The sequence below is a fragment of the Tatumella sp. JGM130 genome (genome assembly GCF_018257525.1).
GTDB lineage: Bacteria > Pseudomonadota > Gammaproteobacteria > Enterobacterales > Enterobacteriaceae > Tatumella > Tatumella punctata.
The window spans coordinates 46,968-73,849 of record NZ_JAERJS010000001.1 but is presented as its reverse complement, the minus strand read 5'-3'; the positions used below and the strand labels follow the sequence as shown (position 1 = coordinate 73,849).

General features: G+C 49.6%; 23 protein-coding genes. 13 read left to right on the top strand and 10 right to left on the bottom strand.

The features are described from left to right. Positions 1 to 143: 143 nt before the first annotated feature. The 3 genes from pepN (at position 144) to JK211_RS00315 (ending at position 4,685) form a co-directional block, all read left to right on the top strand. Positions 144 to 2,759 (top strand): aminopeptidase N, encoded by a 2,616-nt coding sequence (gene pepN / locus JK211_RS00325; RefSeq protein WP_212706793.1) that lies wholly within the window; start codon positions 144 to 146, stop codon positions 2,757 to 2,759. A 210-nt stretch (positions 2,760 to 2,969) separates the two neighbouring features. Beyond that, positions 2,970 to 3,980: a quinone-dependent dihydroorotate dehydrogenase gene (gene pyrD / locus JK211_RS00320; protein ID WP_212706679.1), complete on the top strand. Its 1,011-nt coding sequence runs from the start codon at positions 2,970 to 2,972 to the stop codon at positions 3,978 to 3,980. Between the two features lie 162 nt (positions 3,981 to 4,142). Then, positions 4,143 to 4,685, top strand: coding sequence for a cell division protein ZapC (locus JK211_RS00315; RefSeq protein ID WP_212706678.1), 543 nt, complete (start codon positions 4,143 to 4,145; stop codon positions 4,683 to 4,685). A 2-nt stretch (positions 4,686 to 4,687) separates the two neighbouring features. Here the strand turns inward: JK211_RS00315 and JK211_RS00310 are convergent, their stop codons facing one another. Further along, on the bottom strand, positions 4,688 to 5,800 hold the full coding sequence (locus tag JK211_RS00310) for a YcbX family protein (protein ID WP_212706677.1): 1,113 nt from the start codon (positions 5,798 to 5,800) through the stop codon (positions 4,688 to 4,690). Between the two features lie 105 nt (positions 5,801 to 5,905). On the opposite strand from JK211_RS00310, the gene rlmKL reads away from it, so the two are divergent. From rlmKL to rmf, 6 genes are all read left to right on the top strand, one after another. Then, entirely contained in the window at positions 5,906 to 8,020 is a 2,115-nt protein-coding gene (gene rlmKL / locus JK211_RS00305) for a bifunctional 23S rRNA (guanine(2069)-N(7))-methyltransferase RlmK/23S rRNA (guanine(2445)-N(2))-methyltransferase RlmL (RefSeq protein WP_212706676.1), read from the top strand. Positions 8,021 to 8,026: 6 nt separating this feature from the next. Continuing rightward, positions 8,027 to 9,940 (top strand): ABC transporter ATP-binding protein, encoded by a 1,914-nt coding sequence (locus JK211_RS00300; protein WP_212706675.1) that lies wholly within the window; start codon positions 8,027 to 8,029, stop codon positions 9,938 to 9,940. Positions 9,941 to 9,945: 5 nt separating this feature from the next. Continuing rightward, complete coding sequence (gene pqiA, locus JK211_RS00295; protein WP_212706674.1) at positions 9,946 to 11,229, top strand: membrane integrity-associated transporter subunit PqiA; 1,284 nt, start codon at positions 9,946 to 9,948, stop codon at positions 11,227 to 11,229. Beyond that, positions 11,216 to 12,856, top strand: coding sequence for an intermembrane transport protein PqiB (gene pqiB, locus JK211_RS00290; RefSeq protein ID WP_212706673.1), 1,641 nt, complete (start codon positions 11,216 to 11,218; stop codon positions 12,854 to 12,856). Before pqiA ends, pqiB begins: the two co-directional genes overlap by 14 nt. Next, positions 12,856 to 13,428 (top strand): membrane integrity-associated transporter subunit PqiC, encoded by a 573-nt coding sequence (gene pqiC, locus JK211_RS00285; protein WP_212706672.1) that lies wholly within the window; start codon positions 12,856 to 12,858, stop codon positions 13,426 to 13,428. The genes pqiB and pqiC overlap by 1 nt, the downstream gene beginning before the upstream one ends. A 302-nt stretch (positions 13,429 to 13,730) precedes the next feature. Beyond that, positions 13,731 to 13,898, top strand: coding sequence for a ribosome modulation factor (rmf, locus tag JK211_RS00280; RefSeq protein ID WP_212706671.1), 168 nt, complete (start codon positions 13,731 to 13,733; stop codon positions 13,896 to 13,898). Between the two features lie 276 nt (positions 13,899 to 14,174). Here the strand turns inward: rmf and fabA are convergent, their stop codons facing one another. Continuing rightward, positions 14,175 to 14,693, bottom strand: a complete 519-nt coding sequence (fabA, locus tag JK211_RS00275; protein ID WP_212706670.1) for a bifunctional 3-hydroxydecanoyl-ACP dehydratase/trans-2-decenoyl-ACP isomerase — start codon at positions 14,691 to 14,693, stop codon at positions 14,175 to 14,177. Positions 14,694 to 14,761: 68 nt separating this feature from the next. After that, complete coding sequence (locus JK211_RS00270; RefSeq protein WP_212706669.1) at positions 14,762 to 16,510, bottom strand: Lon protease family protein; 1,749 nt, start codon at positions 16,508 to 16,510, stop codon at positions 14,762 to 14,764. 162 nt (positions 16,511 to 16,672) lie between these two features. On the opposite strand from JK211_RS00270, the gene matP reads away from it, so the two are divergent. Further along, on the top strand, positions 16,673 to 17,152 hold the full coding sequence (gene matP, locus JK211_RS00265; RefSeq protein WP_212706792.1) for a macrodomain Ter protein MatP: 480 nt from the start codon (positions 16,673 to 16,675) through the stop codon (positions 17,150 to 17,152). Between the two features lie 84 nt (positions 17,153 to 17,236). Here matP and ompA read toward each other — a convergent pair whose 3' ends face one another. Both ompA and sulA read right to left on the bottom strand, forming a co-directional pair. Beyond that, entirely contained in the window at positions 17,237 to 18,304 is a 1,068-nt protein-coding gene (gene ompA / locus JK211_RS00260) for a porin OmpA (protein WP_212706668.1), read from the bottom strand. 347 nt (positions 18,305 to 18,651) lie between these two features. Beyond that, positions 18,652 to 19,143 (bottom strand): SOS-induced cell division inhibitor SulA, encoded by a 492-nt coding sequence (gene sulA, locus JK211_RS00255; RefSeq protein WP_212706667.1) that lies wholly within the window; start codon positions 19,141 to 19,143, stop codon positions 18,652 to 18,654. A 219-nt stretch (positions 19,144 to 19,362) separates the two neighbouring features. Between sulA and JK211_RS00250 the strand changes: the two genes are divergently transcribed. After that, positions 19,363 to 20,001 carry a TfoX/Sxy family DNA transformation protein gene (locus JK211_RS00250; protein WP_212706666.1) on the top strand — a complete coding sequence of 213 codons (639 nt, stop codon included), beginning with the start codon at positions 19,363 to 19,365 and terminating at the stop codon, positions 19,999 to 20,001. Here the strand turns inward: JK211_RS00250 and yccS are convergent. Beyond that, a complete protein-coding gene (yccS, locus tag JK211_RS00245) occupies positions 19,988 to 22,132 on the bottom strand; it encodes a YccS family putative transporter (RefSeq protein ID WP_212706665.1) in 2,145 nt (714 codons plus the stop codon). The two genes, JK211_RS00250 and yccS, sit on opposite strands and share 14 nt — an antisense overlap. 14 nt (positions 22,133 to 22,146) lie before the next feature. After that, on the bottom strand, positions 22,147 to 22,590 hold the full coding sequence (locus JK211_RS00240; RefSeq protein WP_212706664.1) for a YccF domain-containing protein: 444 nt from the start codon (positions 22,588 to 22,590) through the stop codon (positions 22,147 to 22,149). Between the two features lie 122 nt (positions 22,591 to 22,712). Here JK211_RS00240 and helD point away from each other — a divergent pair, with 122 nt between their 5' ends. Next, positions 22,713 to 24,767 carry a DNA helicase IV gene (gene helD / locus JK211_RS00235; RefSeq protein ID WP_212706663.1) on the top strand — a complete coding sequence of 685 codons (2,055 nt, stop codon included), beginning with the start codon at positions 22,713 to 22,715 and terminating at the stop codon, positions 24,765 to 24,767. 5 nt (positions 24,768 to 24,772) lie between these two features. On the opposite strand, the gene JK211_RS00230 is transcribed toward helD, so the two are convergent. Next, positions 24,773 to 25,252, bottom strand: coding sequence for a methylglyoxal synthase (locus tag JK211_RS00230; RefSeq protein WP_212706662.1), 480 nt, complete (start codon positions 25,250 to 25,252; stop codon positions 24,773 to 24,775). Between the two features lie 68 nt (positions 25,253 to 25,320). Continuing rightward, entirely contained in the window at positions 25,321 to 25,926 is a 606-nt protein-coding gene (locus tag JK211_RS00225; RefSeq protein ID WP_212706661.1) for a DUF2057 family protein, read from the bottom strand. 173 nt (positions 25,927 to 26,099) lie between these two features. On the opposite strand from JK211_RS00225, the gene JK211_RS00220 reads away from it, so the two are divergent. After that, positions 26,100 to 26,522, top strand: a complete 423-nt coding sequence (locus JK211_RS00220; RefSeq protein WP_212706660.1) for a CoA-binding protein — start codon at positions 26,100 to 26,102, stop codon at positions 26,520 to 26,522. An 18-nt stretch (positions 26,523 to 26,540) separates the two neighbouring features. On the opposite strand, the gene hspQ is transcribed toward JK211_RS00220, so the two are convergent. Continuing rightward, on the bottom strand, positions 26,541 to 26,855 hold the full coding sequence (hspQ, locus tag JK211_RS00215) for a heat shock protein HspQ (protein ID WP_212706659.1): 315 nt from the start codon (positions 26,853 to 26,855) through the stop codon (positions 26,541 to 26,543). Between the last annotated feature and the right edge of the window lie 27 nt (positions 26,856 to 26,882).

The following is a 26,882-nucleotide window of genomic DNA, read 5'->3' as shown; positions in this document are numbered from 1 at the left end:
TATGCGGTCAGGTCGAGATTAAATTGTGCCAGATGTTAAAAAAATGTACATAATAAGTTCGCTTATACTTTCGTCTGGAAACCCATGCGTAAGAAGCATAAACTCGGGATTTAAGACTATTTTTCTAAGGCTGAGAAGGAATGATGACAGATCAACCGCAAATTAAGTATCGTCACGATTATCAGGCACCGGACTTCACTATCACTGATATTGATCTAAGTTTTGATCTTGATGAACAACAGACCAGAGTGGCTGCAGTGAGCCAGGTTAAACGTCTGAATGATCAGGCTGCGGCACTGGTTTTGCAGGGGGAATCATTAACCTTACATTCTATTGCTATCGACGGTGTTACATGGGAAGACTACCTTATTGAGGGCAATCTGCTGACCATAAACAACGTACCTGCACAGTTCAGTCTGCAAATAATTAATACCATTCATCCGGACCAGAATACCGCCCTTGAAGGCTTGTACAAATCCGGGGATGCACTCTGTACTCAGTGTGAAGCTGAAGGGTTCCACCATATTACCTGGTACACCGACCGCCCGGATGTACTGGCGCGTTTTACGACAACGATTACTGCCGACAAGAAAAAATACCCTTATTTACTGTCCAACGGTAACCGGGTTGACTCGGGAGAGGCTGAAAATGGCCGTCACTGGGTAAAATGGCAGGATCCGTTCCCGAAGCCCTGTTACCTGTTTGCGCTGGTGGCCGGTGAATTTGATGTCCTGCGTGACAGTTTTACCACCCGTTCAGGCCGTGAGGTTGCACTGGAAATTTTTGTCGACCAGGGAAATCTTGACCGTGCTGACTGGGCAATGACCTCACTGAAACAGAGTATGAAGTGGGATGAAGAACGTTTCGACCTGGAATACGATCTGGATATCTTCATGATTGTCGCGGTTGATTTCTTCAATATGGGGGCAATGGAAAACAAAGGGCTGAATGTTTTTAACTCTAAATATGTGCTCGCCAAAGCAGAAACCGCGACCGACAAAGATTATCTGGGTATTGAAGCCGTTATCGGACATGAATATTTCCATAACTGGACCGGTAACCGTGTCACTTGCCGTGACTGGTTCCAGTTAAGCCTTAAGGAAGGCCTGACCGTGTTCCGTGACCAGGAATTCAGTTCTGATTTAGGTTCCCGGCCGGTCAACCGCATTGATAACGTACGGGTTATGCGCGGGGCACAGTTTGCTGAAGATGCCAGTCCGATGGCACACCCGATCCGGCCCGAGCAGGTCATGGAAATGAATAATTTCTACACCCTGACCGTCTATGAAAAAGGCTCAGAAGTTATCCGTATGATGCATACCTTATTGGGCGAAGATAAATTCCAGCAGGGTATGAAACTCTATTTCCGTCGCCATGACGGCAGTGCTGCAACCTGTGATGATTTTGTACAGGCGATGGAAGATGCGTCCGGGGTTGATCTTACCCAGTTCCGCCGCTGGTACAGCCAGTCGGGGACTCCGGTACTGACGGTGCAGGATGAATATGATCCGCATACTGAGACTTATAAACTGCATGTGAAACAGCATACACCGGCCACTGCGGATCAGACTGAAAAACTGCCATTACATATCCCGCTGGATATCGAACTTTACGACGGACAAGGCGAGGTTATCCCGCTACAGTACCAGGGGCAACCGATAGCTTCGGTACTCAATGTGACTCAGGCTGAGCAAACTTTCGTGTTTGATAAAGTATACTTCCAGCCAGTGCCGTCTCTGCTGCGGGAGTTTTCGGCACCGGTCAAACTCGACTATCAGTGGAGCGATGCTCAGCTGACTTTCCTGATGCAGCATGCACGTAATGATTTTTCTCGCTGGGATGCGGCACAAAGTCTGCTGACCACCTATGTGAAGCTGAACGTATTACGTTTCAGCCAGAAACAGCCATTATCGCTGCCGAAACACGTTGCTGAAGCCTTCCGTACTCTGTTGCAGGATAACACCAGTGACCCGGCGCTGAGAGCCTTGATCCTCAGCCTGCCATCAGAAAATGAAATGGCAGAATGGTTCAGCGTTATCGATCCTCTGGCGATTTCTGCTGTCAGAACCTCAATGATCCGTACCCTGGCAAAAGAGCTGCACAATGAGCTGCTGGAAGCCTGGCAGCAGAACCAGTGTGGTGAGTATCGTGTGGTGCAGCAGGATATTGGAAAACGGGCCCTGAAAAATGTCTGTCTGAGTTATCTGGTGTTTGGTGATCCACTGGCCGCCGATGCTCTGGTTCGCCAGCAATACCTGCAGGCAAACAATATGACGGATGCGCTGGCAGCCTTAAGCGCAGCGGTATCTGCACAATTGCCTTGTGTCGATGAACTGTTGCAGCAATGGGATGAACGCTGGCATCAGGACGGGCTGGTCATGGATAAATGGTTTATGCTGCAAGCGACCAGCCCGGCGGCAGATGTGTTATCACGGGTTGAACAGTTGCTGACACACCGTTCCTTTACCATGAGTAACCCTAACCGGGTCCGCTCACTGATCGGTGCCTTTGCTTCGGCAAACCCGTCTGCGTTCCATGCTGCCGATGGCAGTGGTTATCGTTTTCTGACCCGTATGCTAACTGACCTGAATAAACGCAATCCGCAGATCGCGTCCCGTCTGATTGAACCGTTAATTCGCCTGAAACGTTATGACAGTCAGCGTCAGCAACTGATGCGTGAAGCATTAGAACAGCTGAAATCTCTGGACGATTTGTCGGGTGATTTATACGAAAAAATCACCCGCGCATTAGCGGCCTGATTACTGGTTAAAGACAGCACAGTGACGAAACCACCGGCAATGACCGGTGGTTTTTTTTGCATCTTAAATAATAAGTTTATTTGATACCCCTCAGGATCTGCGGGCAGTTTGCGGGTTAAATTTACTTTTGTCCGAAAGCTCTTTACCATTCCGGCGCAGAAAACGTTTCAGCCTGACCCCTAACCGCGACCAGTGTTTCCAGGAGAGTGCATGTTATATCCAATCATCCGCCCTGCATTATTTAAACTTGACCCCGAGCATGCTCATGAGCTGTCAATAAAACAGCTGAAATTACTTCAGGGAACCGCATTTGAGCGTCTGATCCATCAGTCTGTGCCTTCAAAGCCGGTAACTTGCATGGGTCTGCAGTTTGATAACCCGCTCGGCCTGGCGGCCGGATTAGATAAAAATGCCGAATGTATTGATGCATTTGGTGCAATGGGTTTCGGATTTGTTGAAGTCGGTACCGTCACGCCACGTCCCCAGCCAGGCAATGATAAGCCTCGTTTATTCCGGCTGGTGGAGGCCGAAGGAATTATTAACCGGATGGGGTTTAATAACCACGGGGTTGATCATCTGGTCGAAAATGTAAAAAAAGCAAAATTTCGCGGTATTATCGGGATCAATATCGGAAAAAATAAAGATACACCTGTTGAGCAGGGTAAAGATGATTACCTGACATGTATGGAAAAAACTTATGCCCATGCCGGTTATATTGCCATTAATATATCTTCACCGAATACTCCGGGCTTACGGACATTACAATACGGCGAAGCGTTAGATGATTTGCTGTCAGCAATAAAAGAGAAACAACAGGAATTACAACGCAGACATTTAAAATATGTGCCTGTCGCGGTAAAGATCGCGCCGGATCTTTCAGAAGAAGAATTGATCCAGGTTGCCGACAGTTTAGTCCGTCATAATATTGATGGTGTGATTGCGACGAATACCACCCTGGATCGGTCGTTGGTTGAAGGATTGAAATATGCAGGAGAAGCAGGCGGGCTTAGTGGCCGTCCTGTTCAGCTACGCAGTACCGAAATTATTCGTCGGCTGAGTAAAGAATTAAACGGGCGGTTACCTGTTATCGGGGTGGGCGGGATTGATTCTTTAATGGCAGCGAAGGAAAAACTCGCGGCAGGAGCTACGCTGGTTCAACTATATTCAGGATTTATTTATAAAGGTCCCGGACTTATCCGGGATATCCTGAGGGATATTTAAGCACAATAAGTTTATTATTTAGCCAGAGGGGTTTCTTTATTCCTCTGGCTCGTTTATATTTTATCCGGATTATACTCAGCAGGACCGGTTTAGTTATTCAGAACAGGCTGTGATTTATATTCAGGAAAGAGATTTCCACCGTAATGAGAGAGGCGGCTAGAGATGACATTAAAGCCCGATGATCGCTGGCAATGGTATTACGATGATGTCCGGGATCGTATGATGCTTGATTTAACCGAAGGGCTGCACTTCTGTTCCCGTTTTCCTAAAAAAATGCTGACGCCCGATGCATTTGAACCGCAGCGTTTTTGTGTTGATGATGCTGCCGGTTTTTTCAATTTCGATGAAAAATGTCGTGCTGTTAACTTTAGTCATCAGCAACGGGCTGAATTGGTGTTAAATGCGCTGGTAGCCAGCCGTTTTCTGAAACCACTGATGCCAAAAAGCTGGCATTTTGTTGCCTGTCATTCCGGCTGGCAACCGGAAGCAGGGCAACTGGCGGAAGCAATCCTCTCTGATACCGGTCAGCCGGCACGTTTGCTGGTGGTTGAAACGGGCAGCAATGCTGCACTGTGTGTTGTTGCCCAGAGTTCGCTGGAATTATCAGGAAAAAGGCTGTTACTGGGTGATGCCATTAAAATTATGTACGATCGGCTGCGTCCCGCGGACACCGCCGGCGAATTCTCCCTGGAACAGGCCGGTTAATCTCAGTCACTTTCCAGAACGACGGCACTGCGCGGTATACAGCTACAACTCAGTACTTTGTCACCGTTAACTCCTGAAGCATTCAGTGCGGTGACCTCTCCGCTGACCAGAGTCAGCCGGCAACATCCGCAGGCACCCGCACGACATGAATAGGGGATACTGAATCCCGCCGCTTCCAGTTGCTCCAGAAGGATCTGCTGGTTATTACCACGGAAGCTTTTTCCCTGATAGCGGATATCGATAATGGCATTATCCGTCTCTGGTCGGGCCACGGTTTGCTGACGTTGTGTCACTGTGTAGGGACGGGCGGGTTTTCTGGCCAGTACGGTAACATCATCGCCACAGCGGATGACGCCGCTGTTACGGGCGATCAAATTCAGGCCGAAATCGATATCACCACTGCTGTCTGCGGCCAGACGGAACATTTTCAGGGTTGTCATGGGTTCACCGGATGGGTGCTTAACTCCGCGTTCGGTACTGACCGTGGTGAAAATACAACGGCTGCAGGGTTTTGCCACATCGAACGTAATATCGCCGACCCGGATCACAGACCACTGATCTTCATCCCAGGCGCTTGCCCCCGCCACTACCAGATTCGGACGAAATTGTTCGAGACGGATCCCCGCCGGACAGCGATTCTGTAAATCATAAAAAGAAGACTGGTTGATCAACAGAAACGGGTAACCATCAGCAAAGCCGACCGGGATCTCCGGAAAACGCCTGACCCGGCGTGCAGGTTTAATACCGGTCCAGCGCAGTTGTACCGGATGAGGAAAAAACCGGCTCAGCCATTGGTTAATCACTTCGGGGGCGATACAGGAGGCAAAGTTGCTGCCCCAGACCTCGGCGGGTTCCACCTGCGGGCTGAAATCGTCAAATCTTACCAGCACCTGACTATTATCCGGCGCCTGGATAAACAGTCCTTCTGGCTGAACCAGCGGAGTAAATAGCACCATTTCCGGATACTGGCGGGCAGTAATAAACTTACCTTCAGTAGTGGTTACCATAAACATCCGGTCCCAGGAAAGTCCCTGTGGTTGTACCAGTGACTGGGAAACAGCGGTACCGCGCATCGATTTTACCGGGTGAATAAATAACCGCGACAGACTGATCATAATTTCTCCGTTCCGGGCTTCTTGCTAATAAAGACGCTAACTTTATGACATAGCGCTGTGATTCGCTATAATGCGCAGCAATTTCCAATTAAGTAGACCAAAAATATGAATTCTCTGTTTGCCAGTACAGGCCGTGGGCTGGAAGAACTTTTAAAAACTGAGCTTGAAGCGTTAGGCGCTCAGGATATACAGCTGGTGCCGGGCGGTGTTCATTATCAGGGCGATGATAAAATGCTGTACCAAAGCCTGATGTGGAGCCGGCTTGCTTCGCGGATCCTGCTGCCATTAGGAGAGTTTGGTCTGTGGAGTGATCTCGATTTATATGTCGGCGCACAGTCGATTCCCTGGACCGAATTATTCGACAGCCAGCATAGTTTTGCGGTGCACTTCAGCGGCACCAACGACATTATCCGTAACAGCCAGTTCGGTGCTATGCGGGTAAAAGATGCCATTGTCGACAGTTTCACCCGTAAGAATCTGCCAAGGCCGGACGTTAACCGTGACGCTCCTGATATCCGCATCAATGCATGGCTGAACAAAGACAAAGTCAGCATTTCTCTTGACCTGAGCGGAGATGCGTTACATCAGCGTAATTACCGTCAGCAGACCGGACAGGCACCATTAAAAGAAAATCTGGCGGCAGCCGTGGTACTACGCTCAGGCTGGCGTCCGGGGACGCCGATGATAGACCCGATGTGTGGCTCAGGTACTCTGCTGATTGAGGCTGCCATGATCGCCGCCGATCGTGCCCCGGGGCTGGCTCGTCAGCATTGGGGATTCACGGCCTGGAAAGGACACAATGCCACCCTGTGGCAGGAAGTGACAGCTGATGCTAATCGCCGTGCCGGGCAGGCAATGCAGGGTAAAAAAGTGCGTTTTTATGGCTACGACAGCGATCCGATTGTTATTCAGCGGGCACAGGCCAATGCACGCAAAGCGGGCATGAGTGCGTTTATCAGTTTTAAACGCCAGGATGTCTCACAGCTGACGAATCCGCTGGCTGCCGAAGATCAGGGGACCCTGCTCAGTAACCCGCCTTATGGCGAACGTCTGGAAAGTGAACCGGCGCTGATTGCACTGCACAGCCAGCTGGGCAGGATTGTGAAACGTGAATTTCCCGGCTGGACATTATCGCTGTTCAGTGGCTCCCCGGAACTGCTGAGCTGTCTGCAACTGCGTGCTGAGCGTCAGTTTAAAGCGAAAAATGGTCCGCTGGATTGTGTGCAGAAAAATTACCAGCTGATGGCCGGATCCGGTGAAGCAGGGCGGGAAATCGCCGGGGATTATGCTAACCGTCTGCGGAAAAATGTGAAAAAGCTGGATAAATGGGCGAAACAGGAAGGTATTGACGGTTACCGGATCTATGATGCCGACTTACCGGAATACAATATTGCTGTAGACCGTTATGCCGACTGGGTGATAATTCAGGAATATGCACCACCAAAAACAGTGGATGCACAGAAAGCACGACAGCGCCTGTTTGATGTGATCAGTGCCACCCTGACCGTATTGGATCTTCCGGCAAACCGGTTGGTGCTGAAAACCCGTGAGCGCCAGAAAGGTAAAAACCAGTATCAGAAATTAGGCGATAAAGGCGAGTTTTTCCCGGTAAAAGAATATAACGCCCGATTGCTGGTCAATCTGACCGACTACCTGGATACCGGATTATTTATTGACCACCGTATTGCCCGTAAGATGCTGGGCCAGATGAGTGAAGGGAAAGACTTTCTTAACCTGTTCGCATACACCGGCAGTGCCAGTGTTCATGCCGGACTGGGCGGAGCCCGCTCAACCACGACGGTTGATATGTCACGCACCTACCTGGAATGGGCAGAGCGGAATTTACAACTGAATGGGCTGGCCGGCCGGGCACACCGTCTGATCCAGGCTGACTGTCTGAGCTGGCTGAAAGAAGCGACAGAATCTTTCGACCTGATCTTTATCGATCCGCCGACATTCTCAAACTCAAAACGGATGGAAGACAGCTTTGATGTTCAGCGTGACCATCTTGATCTGCTGCGTGATCTGCAGCGATTACTGCGTCGTGGCGGAACGATTATGTTCTCGAACAATAAGCGCGGGTTTAAAATGGACTTTGACGGGCTGGCGGCTCTCGGACTACAGGCCAATGAAATTACGCAAAAAACCCTTTCTCAGGACTTTGCCAGAAATAAACACATTCATAATTGCTGGCTGATTACTGCCGCGGGTAAGGAATAATTTTTTATGTCATTAATCAGTATACACAATGCCTGGCTGTCATTCAGTGACGCGCCATTACTGGATAACACCGAACTGCACATTGAAGAGAATGAGCGGGTATGTCTGGTCGGACGTAACGGGGCCGGTAAGTCGACATTGATGAAAATCATTAACCAGGAAATTGCCCTGGACGATGGTCGCATTGTCTATGAGCAGGACCTGGTCGTTGCCCGGCTGCAGCAGGATCCGCCACGAAATATCACCGGCTCGGTGTATGACTTTGTCGCCGAAGGGGTCGCGGAACAGGCAAAATACCTGAAGGAATACCATGCGATTTCGCATCAGGTCATGCAGGATCCGAGTGACAAGAATCTTAACGAAATGGCGAGATTACAGACATTACTGGATCATCATAACCTGTGGCAGCTGGAAAGCCGTATTAATGACGTGCTGGAAAAGATTGGTCTGGATGCGGAAACTGAACTCTCTTCTCTGTCGGGCGGATGGTTACGTAAGGCGGCACTGGGGCGTGCACTGGTCAGTAACCCGAAAGTACTGCTACTTGATGAACCGACCAACCACCTGGATATTGAAACCATTGACTGGCTGGAAACATTCCTCAAGACCTTTACCGGCAGTATTATTTTCATTTCCCATGACCGTTCGTTTATTCGCAATATGGCAACGCGTATTGTTGACCTGGATCGCGGGAAACTGGTGTCATGGCCGGGTGACTATGACAATTTTGTGCTGGGTAAAGAAGAAGCTCTGCGGGTAGAAGAACAGCAAAACGCGGAGTTTGACCGTAAGCTGGCCCAGGAAGAAGTCTGGATCCGCCAGGGGATTAAGGCTCGCCGTACCCGTAATGAAGGCCGTGTCCGCGCTCTGAAAGCATTACGTCGCGAACGCTCTGAGCGTCGCGAAGTCATGGGCAAAGCAAATATGCAGGTTGAGGAAGCATCCCGTTCAGGGAAAATTGTCTTTGAACTGGAAAATGTTAATTACCAGGTGGACGGTAAAACACTGGTCGATAATTTTTCGGCACAGGTTCAGCGTGGTGACAAAATTGCACTGATTGGGGCTAATGGTTGTGGTAAAACCACAATGTTACGTCTGATGCTGGGTGATTTAGCCGCGGACAGCGGACGGGTACATAGCGGTACCAAGCTGGAAGTAGCCTATTTTGATCAGCACCGTGCTGAACTGGATCCTGATCGCACAGTTATGGATAACCTGGCAGAAGGCAAGCAGGAAGTGCTGGTTAACGGTAAACCGCGCCATGTCCTCGGTTACCTGCAGGACTTTTTGTTCCATCCTAAACGGGCGATGACCCCGGTCAGGGCTCTGTCAGGCGGAGAACGCAACCGGTTATTGCTGGCCAGATTATTCCTGAAACCAAGCAACCTGCTGATCCTCGATGAACCTACCAATGACCTGGACGTGGAAACACTGGAACTGCTGGAAGAACTGATTGATGGCTACCAGGGGACAGTATTACTGGTCAGCCACGATCGTCAGTTTGTCGATAATACTGTCACTGACTGCTGGATTTTTGAAGGTAACGGCGAAGTCGGCCGGTTTGTCGGGGGGTACCATGATGCACAGCAACAACGTGCCGCCTACAAACAGACCAAAAAACCGCAGAGTGTCAAGCCAGATGCACAGGCGAAATCACCCACTGAGACCAGAGCAAAAACCACTAAACCCGCTAAGCTTAGTTATAACCTGGCACGGGAACTGGATCTGTTACCACAGAAACTGGAAACTCTGGAAACAGAGATAGGTGAGTTGCAGGCAAAAATGGGGCATGCTGATTTTTTCAGCCAGCCCCATGACAAAACTCAGCCGGTAATCGATCAGCTCTCCGCAGCCGAACAGGCTCTGGAAGAGGCTTTTTCCCGCTGGGAATATCTTGAAAATCTCAGGAACGGAGAGTAATTCCCATGAACATAACCCGGTGTGAGCAACGTAATGATGCAGACACATGGGTTTTGTGTCCTCAGTGTGATATGGCATGCCGCTTACCGCCCCTCAGCATCGGGACGAAAGCGGTTTGCCCGCGCTGTCACACAACTCTGAATATGCACTGGCCGGATCCCGGCAGACGGCCTATCGCTTATGCGGTGTCGGCTCTGATTATGCTGATTCTGGCAAATATGTTCCCGTTTATCAGTATGCATGTTGCCGGCTTAAGCAGCGAAATCACCCTGACCCGTATTCCGGATATTATGGTGTCTGATAATTTTCGATCGCTGGCATTTCTGTTTTTATTGCTGGTACAAATTATTCCGGCCAGTTGTCTGGTGATGATTATTTTACTGGTTAATCACGTAAAAATACCCCGTTCTTTGCGGATCCTGCTGGCCCGGCTGTTTTTCCAGCTGCGCAGCTGGGGCATGGCTGAAATTTTTATGGCCGGGGTTCTGGTCAGTTTTGTAAAACTGATGGCTTACGGAGATATCGGACTGGGGATCAGCTTCTGGCCGTGGTGTCTGTTTTGCATACTGCAATTACGCGCTTTCCAGAGTGTGGATAAACGCAGTTTATGGCGTCATATTCAGCCGCAACAACCGTTGTTTAAAACGCCACAGGCAGGTATCAGTGGTTTAGCTCAGGGGATGCGGTCATGTCCCTGTTGTACTGCTATTCTTCCCGCAGAGACGCGTATCTGCCCGCGTTGCTCAACGGCCGGAACGGCACGAAAAAAACAAAGTTTGCAATGGACACTGTCATTATTGCTGACTTCTGTAATGCTTTATATACCCGCCAATATTATGCCGATTATGGTGACCGATGCCCTGGGGTCGAAGATCACGTCGAATATTATGGCAGGGGTCGTGTTGTTATGGAGTGATGGATCTTACCCGGTCGCGATGGTTATTTTTATCGCCAGCATTATGGTACCGTCGCTCAAAATGCTGGCTATTGGCTGGTTAAGCTGGAACGCCAGCGGTAAGGGGCGGAGAGACAATCAAAAAATGCATTTGATTTATGAAGCCGTCGAATGCGTCGGACGCTGGTCTATGATTGATGTATTCGTGATCGCTATTTTGTCATCCCTGGTGCGAATGGGGGGGTTAATGAATATTTATCCGGCTCCCGGAGCACTGTTGTTTGCCAGCGTTGTTATTTTAACCATGTTTGCCGCACTGACATTTGATCCTCGTTTGTTGTGGGACCGTGAAACAAAGAACCGTATTGAGGAATCTGGTGTTGAAACAGAATAATCATGAAACAGCCCGTATAGAGAACATCAAAAGGTGGTCACCGGTATGGATTGTGCCGATTGTGACGATTCTGATTGGGGCATGGATACTTTTTTATCACTTTTCACATCAGGGACCGGAAGTTACCCTGATAACCAGTAATGCCGAAGGTATTGTCCCCGGCAAAACGACCATCAAAAGCCGCAGTGTCGATATTGGTCTTGTGCAAAGTGCTGAACTGAGTGATGACCTGCGGCATGTGGAAATTAAAGCGCGGCTGAATGCAGGAATGGAAAAAACCCTGCATCAGGATTCGGTATTCTGGACCGTTAAGCCGCAAATCGGCAGGGAAGGTATTACCGGACTGGGGACGCTGCTGTCCGGTTCTTACATTGAATTACAACCGGGAACAACAGGTGATAAACCGGACCATTATGCGTTACTTGACTCGCCTCCGTTAGCTCCGCCGGATGCTAAAGGGATCCGCGTGACTCTTGACAGTTCTAAAGCCGGACAGCTGAATCCCGGGGACCCGGTATTATTCCGTGGCTACCGGGTCGGCTCGGTGGAAACCAGTAAGTTCGATACGGAAAAACGTCTGATGAGTTATCAGTTATTTATTCAGGCACCTTATGACCGGCTGGTAACCACCAATGTCCGTTTCTGGAAAGACAGTGGTGTCTCCTTCGACATGTCAGCCTCAGGAATGCGTATCGAAATGGGATCACTGACGACCCTGTTCAGCGGCGGGGTCAGTTTTGAAGTCCCTGATGGTGCTCCTCTTGGTGAACCGGCAAAAAATAATGCTGATTATCATCTGTTTGATGATCAACATTCTTTACAGGAATCGATTTATACCCAGCACACCAACTTCGTGATGTTTTTTAATGAATCGATTCGCGGGCTGCAGCCTGGCGCGCCGGTGGAATTCCGGGGGATTCGTTTAGGTACCGTCGCTAAAGTACCTTATATAATGCCGGGCAGCCTGAATACTCTGAAAAATGATTACCGGATTCCGGTACTGATCCGTATCGAGCCCGGACGACTGGCGGCCAGTGTGGGAGATAAGTTTGATCTGCAACAGCACTTGCAGGATGCCCGTCAGCATGGCCTGAGAGGCAGCCTCAAGACGGCAAACCTGATTACCGGTGCACTGTATGTTGATTTAGATTTTTACAATAACGTACCGCCATTCACTGGCCCGGATAAGGTGGGTGATGTTGAAGTGATACCGACAATTGCCAGCGGGCTGAATCAGATGCAACAGAAGGTGATGACTATTCTCGACAAGGTTGAGAAGTTACCTCTGGCACCAATGCTGACTGAAGCTACCGGTACCCTGAAACAAAGTCAGAAGACCCTGAAAAATATGCAAACGGCTCTGGATAATCTGAATAAGATCACTTCCAGCCCGGCGATGAAAACATTGCCTGCCGATATGCAGCAAACCCTGCGTGATTTAAATCGCAGTCTGAAAGGGTTACAACCGGGATCGCCGGCATATAACAAGCTGGTGGGTGATATGCAACGACTTGACCAGGTATTGCAGGAGCTGCAACCGGTGCTGAAGACTCTGAACAATAAGAGTAATGCGCTGGTATTTGAAGCACAGCCTGGCAAAGATCCCCAGCCGAAGAGGGCGAAATAATGAAAAGAACATTCATCGCGGCTTGTGTACTGTTGCTCAGTGCCTGCAGCAGTGAGGCAGATAAGCATTATTATCAGCTGCCGGCACAGCCGGTACCTGTATCTGCTGTCTCTTCGCCGGGGCTGTCCTCTGCTGACTCCCCGAAAGTATTATGGGTAGAACCGGTCAGTGTCTCCGATTTTCTGTCAGGAACGGGTCTGGCCTATCAGACCAGTGATGTACAGTATGTGATTGCCACTAGTAACCTGTGGGCCAGCCCGCTGGATCAGCAATTACAACAGACGCTGGTCAGTAATCTGAGCCAGCTTATGCCTGGCTGGCTGGTGACCGGATCACTGGCCGGTAATAACTATGACACCTTATCGGTTTCGGTCACCGGTTTTCATGGCCGTTATGATGGTAAAGTTATTATTACCGGTTCATGGATCCTGCAACGTGGCCAGCAAACCCTGCGCCGGCCGTTTTCACTGGTATTGAAACAGTCACAGGATGGCTATGCGGCATTAGTCCGAACCCTGGCAGAAGGCTGGCAACAGGAAGCAGTGCAAATAGCCAGACAAATCAACCAGTAATATAATATTATCCCCTGAAAGCCTCCTGACGGAGGCTTTTTTTATCCGCAGAAGCCGGCCTCGGAATATTCCTGAATGATGCTGCTGTTTGTAAATAATTCTCTATGAAAGAATAACAGGTGACGGTAACACATTGTCTGAACTCTGTTTGTCTGCCGGTTGTGTCAACAGGATGACAATCTGATGAATTTCAGTGATTGATCTTTTGTTTTTGAGGCGGTAGAAATAGGGCGTGGCCGGATGTTTATTAACCACACATCCTTTCTATCCCGTCCCACCTTAGACAATGAGGGAAAGCTGATATGAAGAGACAAAAAAGAGACCGCCTGGAACGAGCACATTCACGCGGCTATCAGGCCGGCATTACCGGACGTTCAAAAGAGAACTGTCCGTATCAAACCATTGATACCCGTTCCCATTGGTTAGGCGGGTGGCGCATGGCGATGGCCGAACGCTCGGTGTTTGCTTAGCTCTGAAAGGATAGGACGCCGGGGCCTGTGCCCCGGCAGAAAATACCGGACTCTGATAACCTGCCTGATAGATCCCTTTGCCCGCCGGGCCCGCCCGTTTTTTCTCTCTGTTATGGTCCGAAACCGATGCTGATAGTCTGTTTCTGCGGCGGTGAACCGCCAGTAACCCCGTGACCCTTATAAAGGATTAACGGCAGCCAGAACAGGGGAGTTTTGCATAAAAAACGGGAGTGAATTATCACTCCCGCTCAGGTCGGTACTGTCAGTCAACGGTGATCAGAAAGATTCAGTATCTTTGAATAAACCAACTTTCAGGTCGCTGGCATTGTAGATCAGCTGACCATCAACAAAGACTTCACCATCAGCCACACCCATCACCAGTTTACGGTTGATGACACGTTTGAAGTGAATTTTATAAGTGACTTTTTTAGCGGTAGGTAATACCTGTCCGGTGAATTTAACTTCACCAACACCTAATGCGCGGCCTTTACCTTCTGCGCCCAGCCAGCCGAGGTAGAACCCGACCAGCTGCCACATTGCATCCAGACCCAGACAGCCTGGCATCACCGGGTCATTGACGAAATGACAGGCAAAGAACCATAAATCAGGGGTGATATCTAACTCAGCTTCAACGAAGCCCTTGTCAAACTTACCACCCGTTTCGGACATTTTGACGACGCGGTCCATCATCAGCATGTTTCCTGCCGGTAATGGCGGACCATTCTCACCAAATAACTCTCCGCGTCCGGAGGCAGCAAGATCTTCTTTTGTATAGGATTCGCGTTTATCTACCATGTCTTTTTCTAGCCTTAAATTTATGAATGACGGAGAATAGCTTACAGTTGTACGCTGAGCAAGTCCGATTAACGCTGGTTAAACCAGTTGAGCCAGCGTAAGACTCCTGTTCTGCTGCTGTGTTCGGGTTGTGTAGCCTGAGCAATACGCCGCTGGATCAGAGAGATCAGATCGTCGCTGTCGTCTTCTGTCAGCCATTGTTTACCGGTCAGCAGTGTCAGGGCCTGGTCGGCACTGTCGACTGCCCACAGGTGAAATTGCCCTGCTTTTACTGCCTCTGTGACTTCATCACTCAGTGACAGATGACGCACATTGCTTCGGGGAATAACCACACCTTGTTTACCGGTCAGTTCACGCGCTGAACACACGCCAAAGAAACCTTCAATTTTTTCATTTAAGCCGCCAACCGGCTGAACATTACCCAGTTGATCAATTGAACCGGTAACGGCAATCGATTGTGTCAGAGGCTGCAGAGCTAAGGCACTGACCAGCGCACAGAGTTCTGCCAGCGAAGCACTGTCACCATCCACCTCTGAATAGGATTGTTCGAAAACCATTGAGGCACTGAAAGGCAGCTGTTGATCGAGTTCAAGTTCAGAAATAAGAAAGGCCTGGATAATCATCATACCTTTGGCATGCAGGTTGCCGCCCAGTTCCGCTTTCCGCTCTATATCCATAACTTCGCCATCACCATAATGGACAACACAGGTAATACGGGAAGGTTCGCCCCATGGACGCGGATGGCCGGGGAAGTCCAGTACCGACAAACCATTCACCTGACCAATCACTTCACCTTCGGTTTCAATAAATACCTGCTGGTCATTGATCTCGTCCTGCATCCTGCCGGGCAAATAACTTTCACGCCAGCGTCGGGCCTCTAAGGCTCCCCTCAGGGTACGGGCACAAATTTCTCCGCCATAGCTGACAGCATCGGTTAACTGTCGCTGTATCCAGTGCGGACAAAGGGGCAGCAGAGTCTGGTCTCCCGTATAACGGCAGCCCTCAGTCACCAGTAATGGCCAGCTGTCTTCAGCGATATCCGGCAGATTCAGTTCCTGGCTCAGGCAAGTGACCCAGCCACACCATAAGGCCATGTCATCGTTATTACTGAAACGCCACTGCTCTTCGTATTCAGTGTACAAAGCCCGGGCAACAAACTCAGGCTCAGACTCCTGAAATTCAGCCAGTGCATCCCGGTCACCGCATAAAATAAGTTTAATATTCAGTGGCAGATCGGGCAGGGAGACGGGTAATGGCCGGCGTTCATCCGCTGACAACCACTGAAAATATCCGCGCGCAAGATATTGCTTTAACCGCAGCCACATCAGAGGCTGTGCGAGCAGAGTACGGACGGACAGAATAAGTGTGCCGCCGTTCGCCTGATGCAACAGTCCCGGTTCAGGACGGTAGTCGCCGGCGTGCCCGCGTACGGCACCAAACAGCTCGGTACTCTCTATCCATTCACGGAAGAAAACCCCCGGCTGCTGACAAAACACAGCATCTCCGGGGGCGGCCGGGACCAGCAGAAAACGGTCATCAGCCTGTCGCTGATAATTCCAGCCACTGAAGTCGCCGTTGTTCTCTGAAACGGCAAGATACGCGGCTGCGATACGTGAGAGATAGTCGGTATTTTCCTGACTACGAACCATCAGTACCGGTGAAAGGGTCTGGTTATCCAGGTAAGCCAGTCCATTGATTAAACGCGGCTGGATCGCTGCCTGAATATCACCTTCAGTATCGGGAATCCGGGTGAATGCTGTCCGGTAGTCGTCAGTGTTTGGCCGCAGTGCCTGCCAGGGGAGTTGAGAGCTGATCAAAGTAATAGCATTTATCCGGTGGTAAGAAAGGCACGATTATACAGGAAATGAGGTTATGAAACAGTGCAGCGTGACTGGCCGGTTTCAGTGAAGTAATCCTTACTACAGCAGCGCAAAAAACTGTTATTCTTAGCAGGATACCCGAATATGATGAGACCCCTGATGAAATATCTGCAACTTGAAAATCTGGAGTCCGGCTGGAAATGGAAATACCTGGTGAAAAAACACCGGGAAGGTGAGGCCATCACCCGTTACCAGGAGCAAAGTGCTGCGGATGAGGCGGTCAGATTACTGGCGACCCTTGAACACAGGCCTGATGATATTGCCGGCTGGATTGAACAGCATATGAACCCGGCACTGGCTAACCGGATGAAGCAGACCATCAGAGCACGCAGAAAACGGCATTTTAATGCTGAACAGCAACACACCCGTAAGAAATCCATCGATCTTGAGTATCTGGTGTGGCAACGGCTGGCGGGGCTGGCACAGCGTCGCAGTGCAACTCTTTCGGAAACCATTGTTCAGCTGATAGAAGATGCTGAGAGAAAAGAACAATACGCCTCTCAAATGTCATCCCTGAAACAGGATTTACAGTCAATACTCGGTCAGAAGAGTAGCGGGGATCCTTCATCACAGCAATAATCTGCAGGAGCGATCATTCCTTTGTATTTTATTGCATAAAAAAACCCCGCATTTGCGGGGTTTTTAATTAGCCGGAGTGACTCATTAGCCCTGAGGCTGAGAAACTACGTCTTTGATACCTTTCACTTCGATTTCAACGCGACGGTCCGGACCCAGACACTGGATCAGGGCAGCACGGCCTTTCACGTTGTTACAAGTGTTGCCGGTAACCGGATCTGCTTTACCCATGCCTTGTGCAGAGATTTTGTTTGAAGGAATACCTTTAGATACCAGGTAGTTCACAACAGACTGTGCACGTTGCTCAGACAGTTTCTGGTTGTATTGAGCAGAACCGATACGGTCAGTGAAGCCCAGAACAACAACAGAACCATCTTTAGGATCCAGAGAGCTCAGCTGAGTATACAGCTGATCCAGCGCCTGCTGGCCGCTTGCTTTCAGGGTAGCTTTGTTGAAGTTAAACAGTACGTCTGATTTCAGAGTAAAGTGTTTGGTTTCAACAACCGGAGCTGGTGCAGGTGTTGGCGCAGCAACAGGTGCCGGCGCATCATCCTGACCGAAACGGTAAGATACACCAACGCTCAGCATGGTGTTATCCGGACGAGTACCAACGGTACCAGCGTCACCGATGTGGTTAACCCACTGGTAATCCAGACGGGTTGCCCAGTTTTTGGTCAGTGCATATTCAACACCAACTGCGGCCAGCGGAGAAACACCGGTGTCGTTATCTTTCAGATGTGCACCGTTTTTGTTCTCGCTAGAGTCTGCACGCCATACCATGCCACCCAGACGCGTATAAACATCCAGATCGTCAGTGATTGGGTAGCTCAGTTTAGCCGCCAGCTGTACGCCCTGCGCTTTAAATGCGCCATTAACGTTGGTGCCTTTATGAGGCATACGGCCCAGCCAATCGTAACCCGCTTCGAAGCCCAGGTATTGGTTTGCCTGATAGCCTACGAATGCACCGGCACCCAGCTGACTTTTGTGGGTAGGGCCATCATTCTGCTCGTAGTTGTTACCGTAGAAACCGGTGTCGTGATACTGAGACCAGCCCAGTTTACCACCAGTGTACCAGGTATTATCTTTCGGTGCGGCCTGCGCTACGGTAGCGAAACCTGCCAGTGCCACTGCAATTGCGATAGCTGTCTTTTTCATTTTGCGCCTCGTTATCATCCAAAATAGGCAATGAGCATAAATTTTGCTCTTTGGTTGTAATCCTTTGCCGGGTTGTAATGCTCGATTTTTACTCTGCCAAAAAGGAGATTATTGAGCACCCTGGCGAGCTAAAGTCTACAACGAGATTAGAAAGTTACAAGTACGATATGATGTTGTACAGTAAAAAAACAGCATTTTGTACATATATGGTTACATTTAAAACTGAACTAAGGCCGGAAATGCCATTACAAAATCACGTTAACTCATTGTTGGCTCTGGGGTGCCATGAGGTAACGGTGATTTATTTTTCTTCACGTAAATTTTCCTGAGAAAAATCTTATTTTAGCTCAATGTAGTAACGGAGACTGAATTTTCAATCGATTTTCCTGTCTGCCGGGGTAAACGAAGCCATTTTCTTCCCGCATGATCAGTCCGAGAGTACAACCTTCTTTTGCTGCCAGTTCGAGATCTTCCCGTTCAGCTATCGTCAGATGATCTGGTAACCAGGCCATCACCACACTGAAATTCCCTGAACGAAGAGCCTTAGTCATCGCGCGGACGTCGCTACAGGTATCCAGAGATGCAACCTGTATGCTTTTTGCCAGCGGTAACCCGGATTGTTGTAACCAGTGACGGTTCAGCTTATGTGGCGGGCTAAGCCATAGCTGCCAGCGTGACTGCTCACCCAGTTGCCTGAGTAACGGCAGCAGTAAACTATGCAGTAACGCGGGATGCTGTGCATGATAACTTAATTCACTGATACAACCGCTGACACTGGCAGGTGTCGCCGTATGCCGGTGAAGGTTAATTGTCGCTGATTTCAGTAGTTGAGCACGCATATTTTTATATCATCCGCAATGAACTGTATGTATATACAGTATTCCGGTTATGGATAAAGATCAATCATTTTTCTGAAAACAGTTCGCATAATCCAAAACTAACCGGCCAAACGGCTATTTATGCATTGAACTACTAATAGCTTTTGTTTAACTTCTAACATGTTGATAAGTATTATTTTATTGGCAGTTATGCCATTGCCAGAACCAGGGAGGTTCGCGATGAAAACATCCGGTCAACGTATTGAAGAATCAAAGAAACAGCTTTCAGCATTAGGTGACATTCAGTCACGTACCCAGTTCGGCGGATATTCTTTATCGGTTGAGAAAATTGTGTTTGCTTTGGTGAGTGAAGGTGAACTGTATTTGCGGGCCAGTGAAGAAATGCATACTTATCTGCAGATGCGGCCTCTGCAGCCATTTATTTTTCATAAACGCGGACAGTGCGTCAGTCTTAATTATTATCGGGTGGATCATCAGCTCTGGGGCCACCAGGACGTATTGCTGGGCCTGTCGCGTAGCTCCCTGAATGAAGCCAGAGCATTGCGTCAGGCACAACTTGACTGTCACCGTTTAAAAGACCTGCCTAACCTGAGTATCCGTCTGGAAGTATTATTGAAAGAAGCCGGCGTGCCGACCATTAGCCGGTTGCGTGAGCTGGGCGCGAAGCAAAGCTGGACAAGGCTAAAAAATAACAACAAACATCTTGGAATTAAAACTCTGTATGCGTTGCAGGGGGCAATCTCCGGCCAGCACCAGGAGGTACTGACCAGAGAGGTGAAAGAAGAACTGAGGCACTGGTATCAGCAGTTTATTAAAGCATCTGCCTATCCGCTACCGCCGGGGGTTAAAGGGCGTTGATTTCCTGGCGGATATTAAGCAGTTCGGGAAGGACTTTCAGTATTAAGCCAATCTGTTGCAGTATCACCGGCTGATGACTCTCCGGGTTGGCTTCTATAGTATTCATCTCGCGGGTTAATGCCTGTAGTTTTTCCGGAATCTGTTGCTCACCCGCCGGGCTCATCTGTAACACATTTTCGGTCAGACTGACGGCATCATCGATGAGTTGCAGTAAATCGCTGCGTTCGATTTTCTCACGGTGGGCACCGAGTGCTGCAATATAACTCAGCAGGCTGTGATTAAGGCAAAGTACCCGGAAAGCCACATCTTTTACTGGCTGATGTAAACCGTTTCCTGCGTTCAGGTTGGAAATAACCAGTGCCAGCTCGGCATCCGAATTATGTGCATCACGGCGCGCGACCCGATAAGACATTCGGTTATCCTTGCCCTCATGATACTGGACCATAATGGCATCCAGATATTTAGCATTCGCTGCCAGCGCCTTATTGATCACATCGGGCAGCTGACGGTAGCGCCAGTCCGGGAATATCCAGGCCACCGCCATCCATGCCAGCGCACATCCGATAAGCGTATCAATAATCCTCGGTAATGCGACGTCGAATCCCTGGCCCAGCAGATTAAAACTCAGCAATGCCAGTAATGTAATAAACAGAGTCGCCTGTGCGTACTGAATCAGCCGGAAGGCAAAAAACAGTACCCCGGTGATCACTATCAGAATTAACTGCCCCTGCACCGAAGGCACCAGCCACAGAACCGGTAATCCGATGATAATCCCTGCCAGAGTACCGATTATACGTAAAGCCAGACGTTTTTTGGTGGCACTGTAATTTGGCTGGCAGACAAATAAACTGGTCAGCAGGATCCAGTAACCATGCTCAAGTCCCGTCAGGCTGATAAAGGCATAACCAATACAGAGTACTAAAGATACCCTGACAGCATGACGGAACAGAGGGGATTTCGGGCTCAGGTGGCGTGTCAGGCGCAGGCGCACGTCCTGCCATCCGGTCAGACCTTCGCGCGATAAATGGGTATCACTGTTTTGCCACAGATGGTTCAATATCTGTTCAGAGGCGATAGAAATCAGCTGGTCGTCGATCGCTTTCAGATTACGCAGTAACCAGTGCAATCCGCGGGACTGAGGATCATCAGGGTATTGCTGTGTCAGCCGGTCCAGCGCCTGTTGCAGATGAAAAAAAGCCCGTTCAAAGCGATGGTCATGATGATAAGGTGTGTTCATCGTCACGGAATGGGCGACCTGACGACAGGCCCCTGCCTGCATATTCAGTAACCGCTGAAAACGGAACAGAATTTCACTATAACGCCATTGATCACGCAGTTGATGGTACTGAATATGTGAAGAATTAGCACGTTCGTGAATTTCCTGGGCGGCAAAGTAGTACAGCAGTGAACGGCGGCTGCCGCGGGCGGCACGTTCGCCGCTGATCCGGCTCTGAATAGCGGTTTTGGTAATATTGAACTGAGAAACCAGCTGGCTGTTTACCAGCGCAGCCTGGATCAGTGATAAATCATCCGCGCCTTCAGCATCCGGATCAAACAGATTTGCTTTGGCATCCAGATAACTGGCCAGTTGACTGTAGGTGGAGGATAACTGTAGCTGCACCGGCTGTACGGGGAAAAACAGGTGCATCACCATGGTCAGCAAATTATACCAGAGTGCCCCTGCCAGCAGCAGTAGCGGCTGAGTATACCAGTGGCTGAACAGATGGATCCCCAGCATGGTATAGATGGCAATCAGTAACGCGCCAAAAGCGATGGTGGCATAGCGCTGTCCCAGTGCTCCCAGCAGGATAAAGATCCAGCTGGAGACTGCCAGCCCGATCAGAAAGAACAGCGGATAAGGGAAAAGAAGTTCCACAGAGACCGCTGCCAGACAAAAACAGGCAAGGGTAATCACCATATTACGTAAACGACCGCTCAGACGGTCATCAATATCGGTCAGCCCTGCAGCAACCACCCCGAGAATTAACGGTATGGTCCACGTAATCGTCTGTAATGACCAGGACAGCACGACACAACCCGTCATGGCGATAAAAATTCGCACCGGGTCACGCCATAGTTTATTCATCAGAAAAGTGTGCCAGCCATTGAGCATGGTCGAACCTGACTTCATTAATCCGTTTTCCCTTAAAACCGCAGACGTGCCGCGTTCTCGCGGGCCATTTTTGCTTCTTCAACCGATACCACACGGCGGCCTACCGGCCACAGAGCAATAGCGGCAATCTTGAAATTTGCAATGCCGACAGGAATACCGATGATCGACAGGCATTGTACAATTCCGGCAAAGATATGCGTCAGGCACAGCCACCAGCCGAAAAATATAAACCAGAATATATTCAGCAGCGTTCCGCCGGAATTACGCAGTGCATTCTTATTTTGCGGTTGCAGTTCATCAACATGGATAGCTTCGTTACCGAAAGGAAACAGCGATAACCGGGTAATTTCCCAGCAAGAACGGGTCAGCGGGAGTGTGAAAATCAGCACAATGGTCAGCAGGGTGGCACAAAACCAGGCCAGGGTGGTGGCAAATCCGCCAAGTACAAAATTGAGAATATTGAGTACGGTTCTCATCAGATTACTATCCTTTCGGCTGTCTTACTCAGTGACTGCTGTGTAACCTGTTTTTTATCTGGAGCACTCAGGCACCCGCAGTTAAACTGTTACATCAGCAATGGCTAAAAACGGCGTGAAGCATGGAACTAAAAGCGACTTCAATGGGTAAACGTCTGGCACAGCATCCTTATAACCGGGTCCGTTTGCTACCGGCGGGTGTTGAAGTGAGCGGCGACCGTCATGAATATATTATCCCATTTAATCAGTTACTGGATATTCAGTGTAAACGAGGGATGGTATGGGGAGAACTGGAATTTCTGCTTCCTGAAAAGAAAGTCGTCAGACTTCATGGTACTGAATGGCAGGAAACGCGCCAATTCTACCAGCATTTACTGCATACCTGGCAGCAGTGGAGCCAGCAAATGGCCGATGTCTGTTATCAGGTACTGAATGAATTACAGCAATATCTGTTAAGCCAGATACAGCGTGACTGCTGGCTGACCCGCAATGATGTCGCCGGGTTTAGTGAGAAAATACGTGATAAATTCTCAGCATTACCTTTGCCCGCGGAACGGATCCCCGAATTCGAGCCTTGCCGTCCCCTGTGGGACTTTTGTCTGTGCTGGCTCCGGTCGACAGATAAACAACGAGCAGAACGTAACCGTCAATGGTCAGATGAAATCCTGACCCGTTACCAGGATTTTTTCGCTTCTGTAGAATCTTCCCCGTTAAATGCTTCCCAGTGCCGCGCGGTAATTAACGGAGAGGAGTCACTGCTGGTTCTGGCCGGGGCCGGCAGCGGTAAAACCTCGGTACTCGCCGCCCGTACTGCCTGGCTATTGAAACGAAAGCTGGCCTCTGCTGATCAGATTTTGCTGCTGGCTTTTGGCCGGCAGGCAGCAGAAGAAATGGACCAGCGGGTAATTAAATCCACCGGTGAATCATCAATTACCGCCCGGACCTTCCACTCACTGGCGTTGCATATTATTCAGCAGGGCAGTAATAAACGTCCCCTGATCAGTCAGCTGGAAACAGACTCCGATTTCCGGCGGCAGATGCTGACAGATGTCTGGCAGCAGCAATGTACAGAAAAGAAATCTTACGCCAATGGCTGGCGGAGCTGGTTACAGGAGGAGCTGCAGTGGGGGCTATTACCTGAACAGTTCTGGCAGGATAAAACGCTGGTCAGCCAATTATCCGGCAGGCTGGAACGCTGGGTGTCTCTGATGAGAAATCATGGCGGAGCACAGGCAGCAATGATCGCCGAGGTGCCTGAAGAAATACGGGTGCTATTCGGTAAACGTATCAGGCTTATGGCCCCGTTACTGAAAGCCTGGAAAAGTCAGCTGAAACAGGAAGGCGCGGTCGATTTTGCCGGTTTGATCCAGCAGGCGGTAGCCTTACTGGAAAAGGGCCGTTTTATCAGTCCGTGGAAATATATCATGGCAGATGAATTCCAGGACCTTTCCCCGCAACGTGCGGCACTGATTACGGCATTGCGTAAACAAAACAAACGCAGCAGTCTGTATGCGACAGGCGACGACTGGCAGGCGATCTATCGTTTTTCTGGCGGAGAGGTGAATCTTACAACCGGTTTCCATCAGCAATTCGGTGAAGGCGATATCTGTATCCTGGATACGACCTATCGTTTTAATCAGCAAATCGGTCATGTTGCGAACCGCTTTATCCAGAAAAATCCGCGACAGATGAAAAAAGAGCTTAACAGTCTGACTAAAGGCAGCCGTAAGTCTGTAACACTGCTGGAAGAAGATTCTCTGGAAGCATTGCTCAATAAAATGAGTGGCTATGCAGGGAATGATGAAAAAATACTGATTCTGGCACGCTATCATTACCTCAGACCATCAGTTCTGGATAAAGCTCCGACCCGCTGGCCTAAGCTTTCGTTATCTTTTATGACCTTCCATGCCAGCAAAGGCGGGGAAGCAGATTATGTGATAGTGCTGGGGCTAAATAACGGAATAAACGGCTTCCCTGCCGCTGAGCGCGAATCCGTTATCGAACAGGGATTACTCCCCGTAGCCGAAGACTTCCCGGATGCAGAAGAGCGGCGGCTGGCATATGTTGCGATGACCCGGGCCAGGAAACAACTCTGGCTGTTGTATGATAAATCCGCTCCGTCCTGTTTTGTGGACGAGCTGCGGGAGCTCGGTGTACCGGTGGCGCGTAAACCCTGATCCTGTCAGCCATTATTTAATAATGGCTCTTGCAGGCGTTCTGCCATATAGCGCGGATAATCCGGAATGGTTATTCCGACCCGTTGAGTATACAGGGCTGAATTAACAATAAAGTCGGCAGTAGAGCGGTTGGTGGCTACAGGAATATTCCAGACAGTTGCCAGACGAAGTAATGCTTTAACATCCGGGTCGTGGGGTACGGCGTTCAGCGGATCCCAGAAAAAAATCAGCATATCGATTTTACCTTCGGAGATCATCGCGCCGACCTGTTGGTCACCGCCTAATGGCCCGCTTAATAAAGGATTAACCTGCAGACCACAGTGCGAGTTGATTAGATTACCGGTAGTCCCAGTCGCATATAAAGTATGAGAAGCCAGAGATGGCTGATTTTTTTTAACCCAGTCGAGAAGAGACGCTTTACAATTGTCATGTGCGACCAGGGCTATATGTTTACTTTCCGGCAACGTTCTGACTGTCTGCTCCATTATTGATCCTTTTAATTAAGCGGATACACAGGTTGTTATGGCAGTGTAACGCGGGCCTGAATCAGGGTTCAACTGGTTCGTAATGCGCGCAGCCATGAAACCAGCGTATGGAAAGACCAGCCGGAAAGAGATAATGGTTGTTCAGTGGCCGGCAGTTGCAGATGACGGTTTTCCCTGAGTGATTCCGTTTGCAGCGGGTTACTCTGTGATCCTGCAAGGACAAATTTTTCAACCGATGCTTTATGGCTGTGACGGTTATAATCAGCTATTGCTGCGACATAATTGGTCGCCGGTTGCAGTGGAAGCTGATCCTGAATGGCTGGCAGTTGACGATTATGTTCGTCCACCACCAGAAAACGGAAACGGGAAGTCAGCGGACGCGGTAAGGCACCGGGAACGGTAACCTGTGGCATAACAACACTGACCGCCCGGCTGTCAGCGGTAAATGTGATGATAAAAGCAGGCGATGGCCCGGGTGTGTCAAGGGTAAACAGGATCTGGTGCTGTCCGCGATCCAGTTCGATGCTGTCAGCTCCTTTGAGCAGGCTGCCCGGCAGTTTATTTCCGTCCAGCACCAGTAAATTCATCTGCGGGTTTAGCCTGAAGCTCAGGGCTTCAGCCGCTGAAGTGTAACCACTTAGCAGTAGGCAGAAGAGTGTTACTACAAACTTCATGGTTGCTCCCGGAAGCCCCGTGACGGAAATTTATTAACAGTTACTATTATGGCATCAACTTTTACATTTTGTCATATTTATTGTGCGATATATCGGTGACTGTCTGAATATGCTGCGGTTAACTGGCAGGTGTTCTGGCTGATAAAGCAGCAGGAATAACAGGAGGCTGAATAATGAATGACTCAGATATCCGTAAAATATTAACCGGTACCCGGCGAATTGCATTAGTCGGGGCCAGTGATAATCCGCAACGTCCTGCGTGGCAGGTGATGATGTTTTTATTGCAGCATGGTTATCAGGTGATCCCGGTCAGCCCGCGAATGGCCGGGAAAACAGTTGCGGGTCAGCAAGGATATGCATCTCTTGACGAGGTGCCGGGAAGTATCGATATGGTTGATGTATTCCGCAATCCGGAGGTGGTTCCGGCTATCGCGACCCGGGCCATTGCCCGTCAAATACCCGTATTGTGGTTACAGCCGGGCACAGTAAATCCACAGGTGGTAAATATAGCCCGGCAGGCCGGGCTGATCGTTGTGGAAAATAAATGTACGAAAATCGAAATTAACCGGCTGGAAATACCGCCTTTGCCTGTCTGACAGGCAAAGGAAAGAGACTCAGTGGCAGCGATAAGGTGCCTGCAACTGCTGGCGCACATTTTCGGCCAGCTCATCAAGCACTGGCTGATCGGGGTGTTCATCATAGACTTCACCGGTCAGCTGGAATTCGGCGATATAAGTATGCACAGTATCGCCGGATTCATCTTCCATAACTACATGGTACCAGGGGCTGGTTCCTGCAATGTCACTGCTGTTCTCATCGGATGCTTGCATATCGAGAGAAAACTCGGCATCGACATCAACAATCACTCCCAGAGTACCGGATAGCCTGTGCCGGACTTGCTGACCAATGCCAAATTTACTGCTTATCATAAATACCTCCGGAAGATTCTCTCCATC